Genomic DNA, 15368 nt, shown 5'->3' with positions numbered 1-15368 from the left:
CACCCGCACCCGCCGGCATCGTCGGAATCAACCATCTCCCCGAAAAAACCGGCACCAACTAACCCCACTGACTCCACACAGCTTGACAACGCCCGCCTGGGTGAGCTGAATCAGAGAACCGGGTCGACAAGTGGCCGTTCGGCGGCGGTGGTGGGTCGACACGTGGCCGTTCGGTAGCGGCGCTGGATCTTCAGCTGTCCGCCGGACGGGATGGCGCCGGGCGGGACGAGCCGGAGTGGTCGCTCAGTCGAAGTCGAGGCTCAGCTTGCGCAGCAGGCCGGCGAGGCGATCCTGGTCGGCGGCGCTCAGCCCTTCGAGCAGGTCGCTCTCGGCCCGCAGCAGCGTGCTGATCGCCGCATCCACCCGTTCCCGTCCGCGTTCTGTCATTCTGACCAGGATGCCGCGGCCGTCGTTCGGGTCGGTGCTACGGTCCACGAGCGTGCGTTCAACCAGCCGGTCGATGCGATTGGTCATGGTGCCGCTGGAGACGAGGGTCTGCTGCAAGAGCGCCTTCGGGGTGAGCCGGTAGGGGGATCCGGCGCGGCGGAGCGCGGCGAGCACGTCGAACTCCCACGGCTCCAGGTCGGAGGCCGCGAATGCCAGGCGTCGCTCGCGCTCGAGGTGCCGCGACAACCGGGCAACCCGGCTGAGGACCTGCAGCGGAGTGAAGTCGAGATCGGGGCGTTCCCGCTCCCAGGCGTCGACGATGCGATCTACTTCGTCGTGTCCAGGCATGACCCCATTATGGTGCCGGAGCCGATCGGCCGCGGCTACCGGCTACTAGCTCGCGGTGCGTGCGACCAGCTGCGTCTCCGGACGCTCGCACCAGTCGACGACGGATGGCCAGGTTCCGTACCCGGCCTCGGTGTTGAGATGCCCCTGGCCGGGCAGAACAACCAGCGGCACTCCCAGTGACCCGAACGCGGACTCGACACCCTCCGGGCAGTACTCGTCGTTGTCGCTGGCGACGATCGTCACGCGGCCTTCGTCTGAGGCGGCGACGGCCAGCGGGAGGGCACCAAAAGCGGCGACCACCGAGTCCTGCAGAACGCGAGGAGCGGGCGGCGCCACCAGCAGCACCCGCTCCACGCCGCCGCCCACCGGCCGAGCGCCGAGCCACAACAGGCAGGCCAGGCTGTGGCACACCACAACGATGGGCCTTTCCCCCGCCGCGAGTGCGGCGAGGCTCGCCTCGACAGTTGCCCGCCACGCCTCGACAACGGGCGCGTCCGGCTGTGGAAGCTGCGGGTATTCGACCCGGTACCCCCGGGATCTGAGCTCGGCAACGGCCTCGCTGTGCCACTGGCCCGGTTCGCGCCGGTTCTGCCAGCCGTGGAGGAACAGGAACGCGGGGGCGGTGTCATGGATCATCCGACGATTATTTCGCATCCGAGCCGGGGCGCAGGTTGGAGGCGCCGGGATCTGGCAGACTTAGGCCGCACGAAACTGTGTGATCCGCCTTGGTGTAATGGCAGCACGTCAGCCTTTGGAGCTGTTCGGTCTAGGTTCGAATCCTGGAGGCGGAGCAATGGCCGACTCCCAGAGTCGGCCGTTGGCCCGGTTTGTGCGGCATCGCTACCCGAGGAGTTTCCATGACCGATCACGATCTCGCCGTTGTAATCCTCGCCGCAGGCCAGGGAACGCGCATGAAGTCGGCCAAGCCTAAGGTGCTGCATCGCATCGCCGGGGTCCCGCTGGTCGGCCACGTTCTGGCCACCGCACGCGAGCTGGACCCGGCACACATCGTCGCGGTGGTTCGCCACGACCGCGACACAGTGTCCGCCGAGATCCTCGAGATCCTGCCCGAGGCGATCATCGTCGACCAGGATGAGATCCCGGGCACCGGGCGCGCTGTCGAGGCCGGGCTGGGCGGCATCCCGACCGACTTCAGCGGGCACGTCGTTGTTCTCAGTGCGGATGTCCCGTTGCTCGATGCGGCAACGCTCAGCGGCCTGCTCCGCAGCCATGCCCTCGCCGGTAACGCCCTGACGATGCTCAGCGCGTTTTTCGACGACCCGACGGGTGCTGGACGGGTATTGCGCGGTGCCGACGGCGCCTTCGAATCGATCGTGGAGCAGAAAGACGCGACCGAGGAGCAGAAGCTGGTCACCGAGGTCAACGCCGGCGTCTACGTGTTTGCGGCAGACGCCCTGCGCACCGCACTCGCGGGCATCGGAACCGACAACGCCCAGAAGGAGATGTACCTCACCGATGCGGCAGCGGGCATCCGCGCCAGCGGCGGCCGCATCGAGGCGGTGCCGGTGAGCGACCCGTGGCTCGTCGCGGGCATCAACGACCGGGTGCAACTGGGTGCCGCGGCCGTGGAGCTCAACCGGCGGATCGTTCGCGGGTGGCAGCTTGCCGGCGTGACCGTGGTGGACCCGGCATCCACCTGGATCGACCTCCAGGCGACCGTCGGTGAAGACGTGGAGCTGCTGCCGGGAACCCACCTGATCGGGCCCACCGTCATCGAGCGCGGCGCGATCATCGGGCCGGACACCAGCCTTAACGCCTGCGAGGTGGGGGAGGGCGCGACCGTTCGCCGCACCGACGCCACGCTTTCCGTCATTGGTGCGCACGCCAGCGTCGGGCCGTTCGCGTATCTTCGCCCGGGCACCTACCTCGACGAGCGCGGCAAAATCGGAACCTTCGTGGAGACGAAAAACTCCCACATCGGCGCCGGAAGCAAGGTGCCGCATCTCAGCTACATCGGAGACACCGAGGTGGGTGTGGAGTCCAACGTCGGGGCCGGCACCATCACGGCGAACTACGACGGTGTCAACAAGACCAGGACCGTCGTCGGCTCCCACGTCAGGACCGGGTCGCACAACGTCTTCGTTGCGCCGGTTAGAATTGGCGACGGAGCGTATACCGGTGCCGGCACGGTCGTCCGCAAGGACGTACCGGCGGGGGCGTTGGCCATCAGTGTCGCTCCGCAGCGCAATATGACGGACTGGGTCGAGACCAACCGTGCGGGAACTGCCGCGGCGAAAGCTGCCGCGGCCACCCAGGCAGAGGCCTCGTAACAGCCCACTGAGGCTCCAGCAGGCGGCCTTTCTAGAAGTGATTGTCGGTCTACCGGCAGAGAGCGGGATACGTGTCCGAGATCAAAGTTGCCGGAGAAAAGAGACTCGTCATCGTCTCCGGTCGGGCATATCCCAAGCTCGCCGTGGACATCGCTGAGGCGCTCGACACCGATGTGGTGCACACGGATGCCCGCACCTTTGCCAACGGAGAGATCTACGCCCGGTACGACGAGAGTGTGCGCGGCGCCGACATTTTCGTGATCCAGTCGCTCACCTTTCCCATCAACGAGTGGTTCATGGAGCAGCTGATCATGGTGGACGCGCTGAAGCGCGCCTCGGTCAAGCGCATCACCGTGGTCGCCCCGTTCTATCCCTACGCCCGCCAGGATAAAAAGGGCCGCGGGCGCGAGCCGATCAGCGCCCGTCTGGTCGCTGACCTCTACAAGGCCGCCGGTGCCGACCGCATCATGAGCGTTGATCTCCACGCCGCGCAGATCCAGGGCTTCTTCGACGGCCCCGTCGACCACCTGTTTGCCATGCCGGTGCTGTTGGAGCACTTCAAGAAGCTCGACGCGAGCACCCTGACCGTGGTCTCCCCGGACATGGGCCGCGTGCGCGTCGCCGACATCTGGAGTGACAAGCTCGGGGCGCCCCTGGCCATCATTCACAAGCGCCGCGACCCGCTGGTGCCCAACCAGGTTTCGGTGCACGAGATCGTCGGACAGGTCGAGGGACGGGTCTGCCTCATCGTCGATGACCTCATCGACACCGGCCGCACCATCGCCAAAGCAGCCGAAGCACTCAAGGCAGCCGGCGCAATCAAGGTCATCGTTGCGGCCACCCACGCGGTTTTCTCCGACCCGGCAACCGAACTGCTGCAGGGCGACTTCATCGACTCTGTTGTGGTCACCGACACGCTGCCGTTGCCCGAGGAGAAGCGCTTCCCGAGCCTGACGGTGCTGCCCATCGCACCGCTCATCGCCCGCGCGATTTACGAGGTCTTCGACGACGGATCCGTCACCTCGATGTTCGACGGCGCGGCGTAGCCAGAAGCCTCGGTTCTCGCCGCTGCCCGATACGTTGGGCGGCGGCGATTGTCGTAGGGGTCGGTCAGGACTCGGACACTCCGTCGTCGATGCCGACGCGGGGGATGTTCGGCGTGCCCGGAATGAGCCCGAGAGATGCCACGTGGGCGTCACCGCCGAACGTGCCCTCCGTGTAGCACTCCCAGCCGATCGTCCCCGGGCCGAAGACCTCGAAGCGAGCCTGTGACGACGGCGAGTCGGGGGCCATGTACGCGACCCAGATCTCGCAGGCCCGCTGTGCGGTGGTATTGCCGACGGCCATGGTGGTGAGGATGCCGGGGAGCACGAGTCCCACGAGCCCGAGCAGCACGACAACACGCAGGAGCCACGGATTGCGGTGCCCGCGACGCGTGCGCCCGTCCGTCGGTTCGTACCCGGCAAGTTCGGGCTCGTCGTCCTGGAATGTCATCGCTCCCAGTCTTTCACGGCCCGCCCCCTGGGACTTCTAGCCGAGTCGGTGGTGCACGTCAGTCGTGATTGCCGGCGCGGCCCTCGGCCAGAAAGCCAAGGCGCTTGAGGGTTTCGACGTTACGGGCGTAAAGCGGGGGGTCCAGCAGCGAGGCGGGGAGCAGCGCGCCCGGACCCTTCACCGCTTTCTCCTTGATGCGCACGAGGCAGCCATCGGCCCGGGGCTTCACATCGATCGTGACCAGGGCCTCGCCGATCGGCCACCCCTTGGGCTGCATCACCGCGTGTCGCGGCGGGTCCCACTCGAGCATGGTGGTCTCGTCGTCGAGCAGCGCGGGCCACACTCCGAACGAGTGGTGCAGCTTCGAACCGGGAGTTGGCCACGCGGCATCCACCGACCTCATCCGCGACGCACCCACGACCCACGACGGGAAGAGCCAGGCGTCCGCGAGAACATCGAATACATCCTGGGGCGAGCAGCGCAGGCGCCGGTAATTGGTCGACATAAAACCATTCTGCGTTACCGGCGCCGCGCATGCCTACGGCGCGAGTGCTACGGCGTGAGCACGACCTTGATGCAGCCGTCTTCCTTCTTCTGGAAGATTTCGTACATCTCGGGAGCACGGTCCAGCGGAACCCGGTGCGTGACGAGGTCCATGGTGCCCAGCGGGTCTGCCGGGTCTTCAACGATGGGCAGCAGCTCGTCGCGCCACGACTGCACGTTGCACTGGCCCATCTTGATGGTGATCTGCTTGTCGAATAGGGACTTCATCGGCATCGGGTCGGCTTCGCCGCCGTAGACGCCGCTGAGCGAGACGGTACCGCCGCGCTGCACCGCGTCGAAGGCGAGATGCATGGCAGCCAGGCGGTCGATCCCTGCGGTGTTCTGGAGCTTTTTGGCGATGCCGTCCGGGAGCAGTCCCACCGCGGCCTGGGCGAATGCCGCACCTCCGCTTCCGTGGGCTTCCATGCCGACCGCGTCGACGATGGATGCCGGGCCGCGGCCGTCCGTGAGATCGCGCAGCTTCTGCAGCACGTCGTCGGTGAGATCGAGCGTTTCGATACCGTGGCGCTCGGCCATGGCGCGGCGCTCGGGAACCGGGTCGACCGCGATGACGCGGTGGCCGAGGTACTTGCCGATGCGGGCAGCGAACTGGCCGACGGGCCCGAGGCCCAGCACGCCGAGTACGCCGTCTTCTGGCAGGTTGGCGTACTGCACGCCCTGCCAGGCGGTCGGGAGGATGTCGCTGAGGAACAGGTAGCGGTCGTCGGGCAGCTCGTGGCCGACCTTGGTCGCGTTGAAGTCGGCGAGGGGAACACGCAGGCGTTCTGCCTGTCCGCCGGGAACCGAACCGTACAGCTCGGAGAAGCCGAAGAGCGAGGCGCCGGACTCCTGGTCACGGTTCTGGGTGGTCTCGCACTGCGAGGTGAGCCCGCGCGTGCACATGAAGCACTCGCCACAGGCAATAACGAATGGGATGACCACGCGGTCCCCGACGCTCAGCTTGGTGATGGCCGAGCCGACCTCTTCGACGATGCCCATGTTCTCGTGACCGAGCACGTCGCCCGCGCTCAGGTACGGGCCGAATACCTCGTACAGGTGCAGGTCTGAACCGCAGATTGCGGTCGAGGTAATGCGGATGATGACGTCAGTTGGTTCCTGGATGACCGGATCCGGAACTTCCTCGACTGAAACGGAACGTTTTCCTTGCCAGGTGAGTGCTTTCATGAATTAAGTTCACCGGCACAACGTGGGAGTGGGCTGGGTGTTTTTTCCCTTCAGCCGAAAAAGGCCGCCGTTACGAGCGCGATGCTCGGTAACGGCGGCCTTTTTTGCGTCCGGTCGACTTTGCCGACCGTGCTGGGGGGTTGCCAGGCGTTGCGTGTTGTGCGACGCCATGTGGCAGGTGACTAGTGGCTGTCGACCGATTCGATCTCGGTGCGGTCGCCGCTCCACAGGGTGTGGAAGGTGCCCTCCATGTCGACACGCTTGTAGGTGTGCGCTCCAAAGAAGTCGCGCTGTCCCTGGGTGAGAGCCGCGGGCAGACGGTCGGCGCGCAGGCTGTCGTAGTACGACAGGGACGACGCGAACACCGGGGCCGGGATTCCCGCGTGCGCGGCGTCGGCGACGACGTTGCGCCACGAGTCCTGCGCCTGGGTAACCACGTCGGTGAAGAACGGTGCCGTCACGAGCGAGACGAGTCCGGGGTTTTCGGCGTACGCATCGGTGATCCGATTGAGGAACCGGGCGCGGATGATGCAGCCGCCCCGCCAGATCTTCGCGATGTCACCCTTCTTGATGTCCCAGTTGTACTGCTCGGCTCCCGCGACAATCGCGTCGAAGCCCTGCGAGTAGGCGATGACCTTGGACGCGTACAGGGCCTGGCGCACTCCCTCGATGAAGGCGTCGACGTTCTCGACCGGAGATGCCGTCGGGCCGGGCAGGGCGGATGCGGCGGCGCGCTGCGCAGGCTTCGACGAGACGGACCGGGCGAAGACGGCCTCGGCAATACCGGAGACCGGGATGCCGAGATCGAGTGCGGTCTGTACCGTCCAGACTCCGGTGCCCTTCGAGCCGGCCTGGTCGAGTATGACGTCGACCAGCGGCTTGCCCGTTTTTTCGTCGACCTGGCGGAGCACCTCGGCGGTGATCTCGATGAGGTAGCTCTCGAGTTCGCCCTTGTTCCACTCGGTGAAAATGTCCGCAATCTCGGCGGGAGACTTGCCGGTGCCGCGGCGGATGAGGTCGTAGGCCTCGCCGATGAGCTGCATGTCGGCGTACTCGATGCCGTTGTGGATCATCTTGACGAAGTGGCCGGCGCCGTCGGTGCCGACGTGGGTGACGCAGGGCTCGCCGTCGACGACCGCGGCGATGGACTTCAGGATCGGTCCGAGGGTCTCCCAGGCTTCGGCGGAGCCGCCGGGCATGATCGACGGGCCGAGCAGGGCGCCTTCCTCGCCGCCGGAAATTCCGGCGCCCACGAAGTTGATGCCGGTCTCGCGCACGGCCTTCTCGCGGCGGATCGTGTCCGTGAACAGCGCGTTGCCGCCGTCGACGATGATGTCGCCCGGCTCAAACACCTCGGTCAGTGCGTCGATGACCGCGTCGGTGCCGCGGCCGGCCTGCACCATGATGATTGCGGTGCGCGGCTTCTGGAGCGAGGCAGCAAATTCCTCGTAGGTCTTGGCGGGGACAAACTCCGCCTCGGGGTGCTCGGTGAGCAGAGTCTCGGTTTTTTCGTAGGAGCGGTTGAAGATCGCGACGGTGTTTCCCTCGCGGCTCGCCAGGTTGCGAGCGAGGTTAGATCCCATTACGGCCAAGCCGACGACGCCAATATTCGCGGACGGCTGAGTGATTTCTGCCATGGAACAAGTTCTCCTTGCGTTTCTCGCGGCGTACCCGCGACCTGAATTACAGCCTAGGGCGTGCGCCCCAGCGTCGGCCGGATACCGCTCAAACAGACAGGTGCGCCGACGGGTACGGTTGTGCTTCACGGAAGGGGTACGCCGGAATGAGTCAAAAACTGCGTGTTGTCGTCGCCAGCCCGTTGGACGAGGACCTGTGCCTTCTCATCGAGGAGCGAGACAGCCGCGTTGAGGTGATCCGTGACCACGACCTGCTTCCCGTGCAGCGCCATCCGGGAGACCATCAGGGCGATTCCGCTTTCGAGCGCACTCCGGAGCAGCAGCGAACGTTCGACGCGCTTGTCGACAGTGCCGACGTTCTCTACGGGTTGCCCGACGAATCGGCGACAGCACTGCGGCGCACCGTCGCGGCGAACCAGACCCTGCGTTGGGTGCACACCACCGCGGCCGGGGGCGGCGCGCAGGTACGCGCGGCAAAGCTGAGCGACGACGCACTCCAGCGCATTGCGTTCACGCAGTCCGCGGGAGTGCACGCCGAGCCGCTGGCGGAATTCGCGCTGCTCGGCGTGCTCGCGGGCCTCAAGAGCCTGCCGCGGCTGCAAGCGGCCCAGGCACGCTCGGAGTGGCAGCCGCGATGGACCATGGAGCTCATCTCCGACCAGACCATCGTTGTGGTTGGTCTCGGCTCGATCGGGCGCGCCGTTGCCGCAAAACTGGCACTCCTCGGCGCTCGGGTTATCGGCGTTCACCGTCGCGAGGTCGAGGCCGCCGGAGTCGAGAAAATCGTGCCGGTTTCGCAGCTGGCGGATGTCGCGTCCGCCGCAGACGCGATCATCATGACACTGCCCGGAACAGAAGCGACGGAGAAGATGCTCAGCGCCGGGGTACTCGCGCGGGTCAAGCCGGGGGCCACGGTGGTGAACGTCGGGCGGGGGAGCACCATCGACGAGGTCGCTCTCATCGCGGCGCTTCAGGATGGCCGGGTGGGTTATGCCGCCCTCGACGTCTTCGCGAAGGAGCCTCTGGCACCGGACAGCCCGCTCTGGTTGATGCCCAACGTGCTGGTCAGCCCGCATACCAGCGCCCTGCACCCCAACGAGGATCGCCTGATCGCCGAACTGTTCGCGACGAACGCGGGTCGCCTGCTCGACGGTAAACCGTTGATCAACCGCATCGACACGGTCGAGTTCTACTGAGTGGGCCTTCTGCGCTAGACTAGGCGACTGGTTTTGAAACAGCATTTCCCGTGTTGTTTCTGGCCAGAACTTCGGCGAGGGAATTATCCCCGTTCATCCGAACGGGCGGTTCCGTTATCGACGCGGTGGTGCGGGCTTCGGTCTTCCTCACGCTGACATGCGTTCGAGTTGAGACGTTCTATTTCAGACGTTCTAGTACAGAACAGGGTTCCATCGAGAACCCAATGAAACGGGCCTGCCGGTCCGACAATGGAGAAAATTATGGCTGACAACAGCAACAACCACCTCGCGGCCGAGCTGCGTACCTCTTTTGGTAAGGGAGCCGCTCGCAAGATCCGCGCCCTGAACAAGATCCCCGCCGTCATCTACGGACACGGCACCGTGCCGCAGCACGTGACCCTTCCGGGCCACGAGGTCGCGCTGATCATCCGTAAGTCGAACCAGGTTCTGGAGCTCGACATCGAGGGCAAGAGCCAGCTGGCGCTCGTCAAGGATGTCCAGAAGGACCCGGTACGCCAGATCATCGAGCACCTTGACCTCATCGTCGTCCGCAAGGGCGAGAAGGTCACCGTTGACATCTCCGTGCGCGTCGAGGGTGAGCCGGCTGTCGGTACCGTCGCCAACCAGGAGTCGAACACGGTCTCGATCGAGGCCGAGGCGACCCACATCCCCGAGTTCCTCGTGCTCAACATCGAGGGCGCCGAGGAGGGCACCCAGGTCTTCGCCAAGGACCTCGAGCTGCCGTCCGGTTCGACACTGATCAGCGAGCCCGACACCCTCATCGTCAACGTTGTCATCCCGGGCGAAGTCGACCTCGGCGAGTCCGAAGAGACCACCGAGACCGCAGAAGAAGCTCCCGCAGCGCCTGCCGAGTAATTAGCTATTTCGCTTTCTCCAGTCAGGTGATGAAATCCTCTAATGGATGACAATCAGTGGCTCGTAGTCGGGCTCGGTAACCCCGGGCCCGGCTACGCCGGAAACCGCCACAATGTGGGCCAAATGGCCCTCGCAGAACTCGCCGACCGCGCGTCGGCGCCGTTCCGCAGCCACCGCACCAACTCGCTGGTCGCCGAAGGGCGCACCGGCACCGAGGGCCCGCGCCTGGTTCTGGCGAAGCCCGCGAGTTTTATGAACCTCTCCGGCGGGCCCGTCGCGGCGCTCATGCGCTTCTACAAGATCGAGCCCGAGCGCCTCATCGTGTTGCACGATGAGCTGGACATCCCGTTCGACAGCCTTCGCATCAAGTTCGGCGGTGGCCACGGCGGGCACAACGGCACCCGCGACATCATCGCGGCCCTCGGCACCGGGGATTTCACCCGCGTGCGCATCGGGGTCGGACGTCCTCCCGGGCGTCAGAACGCCGCCGACTACGTATTACGCGATTTCTCTGGCGAAGAACGCAAGGTCCTGCCTTCTCTTCTGGCCGACGCTGCTGACGCCGTCGAGCAGATCGCCCGTGAGGGCCTCAGCGCCGCCCAGCTGCGCTTCCACACCACCGCGGTCACCTGACCCGACGTCGTCACCTAACGTAGAGGGATGCGCGTATTCATCGCCGGTGCCTCAGGCGCATTCGGCTCCAGCCTCCTGACCGCGCTCAGCAATGCCGGACACACCTCGGTCACGTCCGACGCAGACCCCGCCCACCGCTCCAGCTTTCTGAGCTCGGTCGCCGAGCTCCAGGCCGACGCCGTCGTCAACCTGCTCGGCACCAGCACCGAGTTGCCCGCCGGATTCCGCGAACTCGCCCCGGTGAGTCGCCTGCGGATCGAGGGTTCCAGCACTCTTATCGCCGCCGCCCGGCTGCTCGGCGCGTCCCGCTACGTCGCGGCCAGTCCTTTCTACGGGTACGGGTTCGGCGACCACGGCGACCGACCGGTCACGGAAACCGCCCCCTTCGGCGAGGCGAATGACACGCGCAACGACCCCGCGTTCCGGGCGATCCGCTCCAGCGAGCAGCAGGCCCGCGCGTTCGGGGCCATCGTGTTGCGCCTGGGGCACCTGTACGGGCCGAACGCGCGGGTGGTTCCGCCGATCTCCCGGCGTGCGTCGGGGAGCCTTCCGGTGATCCATGTGGAGGATGCCGCGCGGGCGGTCATCCGAGCGCTCGACCACGGCACCCCGGGCGCGGTGTACAACATCGCCGCAGACGAGCCAGTCACCTGGCGTGCGCTCCAGGAAGAGCAGGCACGCTCGGATGGTTTCGCCGCGCCCGTCGCGCTGGCCGATTCGGTCATGCGTGCCATCGCGCCGTTCGCCTCGCAGATCATCTGCGCCACGTCACTGCGGTTGTCCACGGACGCGGCGCTTCGCGACCTCGATTTCACGGCCGTTCGCCGCTAGCAGCGGCGGTGCTTGTTGGTTCGCCGCTCGCAGCGGCTGTGCTTGTTGGTTCGCCGCTCGCAGCGGCGGTGCTTGTTGGTTCGCCGCTCGCAGCGGCGGTGCTTGTTGGTTCGCCGCTCGCAGCGGCGGTGCTTGTTGGTTCGCCGCTCGCAGCGGCGGTGCTTGTTGGTTCGCCGCTCGCAGCGGCGGTGCTTGTTGGTTCGCCGCTCGCAGCGGCGGTGCTTGTTGGTTCGCCGCTCGCAGCGGCGGTGCTTGTTGGTTCGCCGCTCGCAGCGAACATGGCCCGCGGGCACGACAATCCCCACCTAGACTTGTCCGGTGATACTCGAGGGATTAATCCGGGGGCTCTCGCGCGCCCAAAGCTTCGAGACCGCTGTCGATCACGCCGCACGTAGCGCAGACTTCTCGCTCGTCGACGGCCTCCGCGCCCCCCTTCTGGCCGCTCTGCTTGAGCGCCGGAGCGGACCCCAGGCGTTGTTGGCGATTACGGCAACCGGTCGCGAATCCGAATACTTACGCACCGCCCTGCGCTGCGTGATGCCAAACGCCACCATCATCGAATTCCCGGCCTGGGAGACGCTGCCGCACGAGCGGCTCAGTCCCAGCGCCGAAACCGTGGGAAAGCGCATCGATGCACTCCGCCGCCTGAAGGCCTGGTCGGCGGAACCGTCTGGGGACATCATCCTGGTCGCCTCCGTGCGCGCTGCGCTCCAGCCGCTGGCCGACAACCTCACCGATCTCGAGCCGATCCAGCTGCTCGCTTCGGCGCGGGGATACGACCTCGCCGGGCTCGGGCGACAGCTCGTCGATCTTGCGTACACGCGAGTCGACATGGTCACGCGACGCGGCGAGTTCGCCGTGCGCGGCGGCATCCTCGACGTCTTCTCGCCCATCGATGAGCATCCGGTCCGCGCCGAGTTCTTTGGGGACGAGCTCGAGCAGCTGCGCTACTTCTCCGTCGCTGACCAGCGCAGCCTCCCCGAAGAGGTGCTCGAAGCGGAGTTGCCCGCGAGCCGCGAGATGCTCCTCAGTCCCGAGGTACGCCAGCGCGCCCGCGAGATGCAGCACGAGTTTCCGAGCCTCGCCCAGATGCTCGCGAAGATCGCCGAAGGCATCCCCGTCGACGGCATGGAGTCGCTCGCCCCCGCCCTGGTCGACAAACTCGTCCCGCTCACCGCGTACCTCCCGGAGGGCGCCGCCATCGCCGTACTCTCGCCGGAGAAGGTCGCCACCCGTGCGGTCAGCCTCGTGGAGACCAACCGGGAGTTCCTCAGCGCCGCGTGGAATGCCGCCACCGCCGGAGCCGAGGCTCCCATCGACCTCAACGCCGGCGACTTCCTCAGCCTGCCGAAACTGCGCGAGAGTGCGGGCAGAAGAGCCTGGTGGACTCTGAGCCAGTTCAATGCGGGCGCCGTGGCATCCGACCCATCATCATCATCGCGCGAGCCCGCCGGGACCATCTCGCTCAGCGAACTGGTCGAAAGCATCGTCAGTGATGACAACTACGTGCGAATCGACGCCGTCGGAGTGCCGAGCTTCGCCGGCCAGGCAGATGGGGCTCTCGACCACGTGCGCCAGCGCGTGCAGCAGGGGTGGTCGGTCGCGGTTCTGGCGCAGGGCACCGGCCTGGTCGAACGCACCGCCGACGTGCTCGCCGAACACGAGATCGCCGCCCGGGTGGTCGACGAGTACCCGGCGGACGCGGAGCCCGGGATCGTCTACCTGCTGAAGGCCACGGTCGAGGCGGGGTTCGAGATCCCCGGGATCAAACTCGCAGTGCTCAGCGAGGGCGAGTTCTACGGCCGGTCCACCGGGTACGACACCCGCCAGGTAAAGAAGCTCGCCGGGCGCCGCAAAAACGTGGTCGACCCGCTGCAGCTGAAGACCGGCGACTTCGTGGTGCACCAGACCCACGGAATCGGCAAGTTCGTCGAACTCACCCAGCGCGAGATCTCCAGTGGTGGCCGCAACGCCGTCAAGTCGATGCGCGAGTTCTTGGTGATCGAGTACGCGCCCAACAAGCGCGGCTACCCGGGGGACAAGCTGTTTGTGCCCACCGACCAGCTCGACCTGCTCTCCCGCTACGTCGGGGGAGAGGCCCCGTCGCTCAGCAAGATGGGCGGCACCGAGTGGTCCGCGGCCAAAAACAAGGCCCGCAAGGCAGTGCGCGACATCGCCGTCGAACTGGTCAAGCTCTACTCCGCCCGGATGGCATCGAAGGGCTACGCCTTCGGGCCGGACACCCCGTGGCAGCGTGAGCTGGAGGAGTCGTTCCCGTTCGCGGAAACGGCCGACCAGCTCACCACCATCGACGAGGTGAAGGCAGATATGGAACGCCCGATCCCGATGGATCGCCTCATCAGCGGCGACGTCGGTTACGGCAAGACCGAGGTTGCCGTGCGTGCCGCGTTCAAGGCGGTGCAAGACGGCAAACAGGTCGCGATGATCGTGCCCACCACCCTCCTCGTGCGCCAGCACATGGAGACGTTCGCCGAGCGATTCTCCGGGTTCCCCATCCACCTGCGGCCGCTCAGCCGGTTCCAGACCGAGAAGGAATCGAAGGAGACGATGGAGGGCCTGAAGCAGGGCACCGTCGACGTCGTGATCGGAACCCACCGACTGCTGTCGAAGGGCATGGAGTTCAAGGACCTCGGCCTGGTCATCATCGACGAGGAGCAGCGGTTCGGCGTCGAGCACAAGGACGCCTTGAAGAAGCTCAAGACGAACGTCGACATCCTGGCGATGAGCGCCACCCCGATTCCCCGGACCCTCGAAATGGCGGTGACCGGCATCCGCGAGATGTCGACGCTGGCGACGCCGCCCGAGGACAGGCACCCGATCCTCACCTTTGTTGGCCCGTACTCGGACCGCCAGATCGGTGCCGCCATCCGGCGCGAGCTGCTGCGCGAGGGCCAGGTGTTTTACGTACACAACCGGGTGTCGTCGATCAACCGGATCGCCGCGCAGATCGCCGAAATCGTGCCGGAGGCGCGCGTCGCCGTCGCCCACGGCCAGCTGCCCGAGCATGTGCTCGAGCAGGTCATGGTCGATTTCTGGGAACGCAAATTCGACGTGCTGGTGTCGACGACCATCATCGAAACTGGCCTCGACATCGCCAACGCCAACACCCTAATCATCGACCGCGCGGACAAGTACGGGCTGTCCCAGCTGCACCAACTTCGTGGCCGCGTCGGACGTGGACGGGAACGGGCCTACGCCTACTTCCTCTACGACGAGATGAAGCCGCTGAGCGAGACCGCCAACGACCGCCTCGCCACCATCGCCGCGAACAACGACCTCGGAGCGGGCATGCAGATCGCCCTGAAGGACCTCGAGATCCGTGGAGCGGGAAACCTGCTCGGCGGCGAGCAGTCCGGGCACATCGCCGGCGTCGGATTCGACCTGTACCTGAGGATGATCGGCGAAGCGGTGAGTACCTTCCGCGGCGATGTCGCCGAGGGGCAAACCGAGCTGCGGTTGGAGCTTCCGGTCGACGCGCACATCCCCGAGGAGTACGTCGAGAGCGAGCGCCTGCGTTTGGAGGCGTATCAAAAGCTGTCGACGGCGTCTTCGCCCGCGGCATCCCCCGACCAGCTTGATTCTGTTCTGGAGGAACTGACCGACCGCTACGGCGAGCCGCCCGAGCAGGTGACGGCACTGATTGCGGTGTCCCGCCTCCGCCGCGCCGCTCAGAAGGCCGGGCTCAGCGAGGTTGTCGCGATGGGCGGCAAGCTGCGCATCGCTCCGGCGGACCTGCCCGATTCGATTCAGATCCGGCTGCAGCGGATGTATCCGGGGGCGCGCTACTTCGCGGCTCCCCGCACCATCAGTGTGCCGATGCCGGAAGGCCTCGGTGACCGCGCGCTGATCGAATGGACCAACAAGCTGATGACGCAGATCTTCCCCGAGCCGGTGGTTGTGCCGGTCGCATGATCGCGATCCGATGA

At 66.3% G+C, this 15368-nt stretch carries 13 protein-coding genes and 1 tRNA gene; 8 read left to right on the top strand and 6 right to left on the bottom strand.

Annotated features, from left to right (window positions below):
- Nucleotides 1–243: 243 nt before the first annotated feature.
- Both B0I08_RS16645 and B0I08_RS16640 read right to left on the bottom strand, forming a co-directional pair.
- Complete coding sequence (locus B0I08_RS16645) at nt 244–735, bottom strand: MarR family winged helix-turn-helix transcriptional regulator (protein ID WP_106214910.1); 492 nt, start codon at nt 733–735, stop codon at nt 244–246.
- Between the two features lie 45 nt (nt 736–780).
- A complete protein-coding gene (locus B0I08_RS16640) occupies nt 781–1371 on the bottom strand; it encodes an RBBP9/YdeN family alpha/beta hydrolase (protein ID WP_106214908.1) in 591 nt (196 codons plus the stop codon).
- An 83-nt stretch (nt 1372–1454) separates the two neighbouring features.
- Between B0I08_RS16640 and B0I08_RS16635 the strand changes: the two genes are divergently transcribed.
- The 3 genes from B0I08_RS16635 to B0I08_RS16625 all read left to right on the top strand — a co-directional run bounded on the left by B0I08_RS16635 (nt 1455) and on the right by B0I08_RS16625 (nt 4072).
- Nucleotides 1455–1526, top strand: a tRNA-Gln gene (locus tag B0I08_RS16635).
- A gap of 66 nt (nt 1527–1592) precedes the next feature.
- Nucleotides 1593–3026, top strand: coding sequence for a bifunctional UDP-N-acetylglucosamine diphosphorylase/glucosamine-1-phosphate N-acetyltransferase GlmU (gene glmU / locus B0I08_RS16630; protein ID WP_106214906.1), 1434 nt, complete (start codon nt 1593–1595; stop codon nt 3024–3026).
- Between the two features lie 71 nt (nt 3027–3097).
- The gene (locus tag B0I08_RS16625) at nt 3098–4072 is read left to right on the top strand and encodes a ribose-phosphate diphosphokinase (RefSeq protein ID WP_106214904.1); all 975 of its coding nucleotides are present in this window, start codon (nt 3098–3100) and stop codon (nt 4070–4072) included.
- Between the two features lie 64 nt (nt 4073–4136).
- Here B0I08_RS16625 and B0I08_RS16620 read toward each other — a convergent pair whose 3' ends face one another.
- From B0I08_RS16620 to gndA, 4 genes are all read right to left on the bottom strand, one after another.
- Complete coding sequence (locus tag B0I08_RS16620; protein WP_106214902.1) at nt 4137–4520, bottom strand: hypothetical protein; 384 nt, start codon at nt 4518–4520, stop codon at nt 4137–4139.
- Nucleotides 4521–4578: 58 nt separating this feature from the next.
- On the bottom strand, nt 4579–5025 hold the full coding sequence (locus B0I08_RS16615) for an SRPBCC family protein (RefSeq protein WP_106214900.1): 447 nt from the start codon (nt 5023–5025) through the stop codon (nt 4579–4581).
- A 47-nt stretch (nt 5026–5072) separates the two neighbouring features.
- Nucleotides 5073–6248: a zinc-dependent alcohol dehydrogenase gene (locus tag B0I08_RS16610; RefSeq protein WP_106214899.1), complete on the bottom strand. Its 1176-nt coding sequence runs from the start codon at nt 6246–6248 to the stop codon at nt 5073–5075.
- 182 nt (nt 6249–6430) lie between these two features.
- On the bottom strand, nt 6431–7885 hold the full coding sequence (gene gndA / locus B0I08_RS16605) for an NADP-dependent phosphogluconate dehydrogenase (protein ID WP_106214897.1): 1455 nt from the start codon (nt 7883–7885) through the stop codon (nt 6431–6433).
- A 146-nt stretch (nt 7886–8031) separates the two neighbouring features.
- Here gndA and B0I08_RS16600 point away from each other — a divergent pair, with 146 nt between their 5' ends.
- The 5 genes from B0I08_RS16600 (at nt 8032) to mfd (ending at nt 15354) form a co-directional block, all read left to right on the top strand.
- Entirely contained in the window at nt 8032–9081 is a 1050-nt protein-coding gene (locus tag B0I08_RS16600) for a D-2-hydroxyacid dehydrogenase (RefSeq protein WP_106214895.1), read from the top strand.
- Between the two features lie 261 nt (nt 9082–9342).
- On the top strand, nt 9343–9957 hold the full coding sequence (locus tag B0I08_RS16595) for a 50S ribosomal protein L25/general stress protein Ctc (RefSeq protein WP_106214893.1): 615 nt from the start codon (nt 9343–9345) through the stop codon (nt 9955–9957).
- A gap of 42 nt (nt 9958–9999) precedes the next feature.
- Nucleotides 10000–10590: an aminoacyl-tRNA hydrolase gene (pth, locus tag B0I08_RS16590; RefSeq protein WP_106214891.1), complete on the top strand. Its 591-nt coding sequence runs from the start codon at nt 10000–10002 to the stop codon at nt 10588–10590.
- A 27-nt stretch (nt 10591–10617) separates the two neighbouring features.
- On the top strand, nt 10618–11421 hold the full coding sequence (locus B0I08_RS16585) for an NAD-dependent epimerase/dehydratase family protein (RefSeq protein ID WP_106214889.1): 804 nt from the start codon (nt 10618–10620) through the stop codon (nt 11419–11421).
- Between the two features lie 318 nt (nt 11422–11739).
- Nucleotides 11740–15354 (top strand): transcription-repair coupling factor, encoded by a 3615-nt coding sequence (mfd, locus tag B0I08_RS16575; protein ID WP_106214886.1) that lies wholly within the window; start codon nt 11740–11742, stop codon nt 15352–15354.
- Nucleotides 15355–15368: the final 14 nt, after the last annotated feature.

Origin of the sequence: Glaciihabitans tibetensis, assembly GCF_003003265.1 — a bacterium.
Classification (GTDB): Bacteria; Actinomycetota; Actinomycetes; order Actinomycetales; family Microbacteriaceae; genus Glaciihabitans; species Glaciihabitans tibetensis.
Note: the sequence above shows the minus strand (reverse complement) of the source record. Positions and strands in the feature narration are given on the sequence as shown.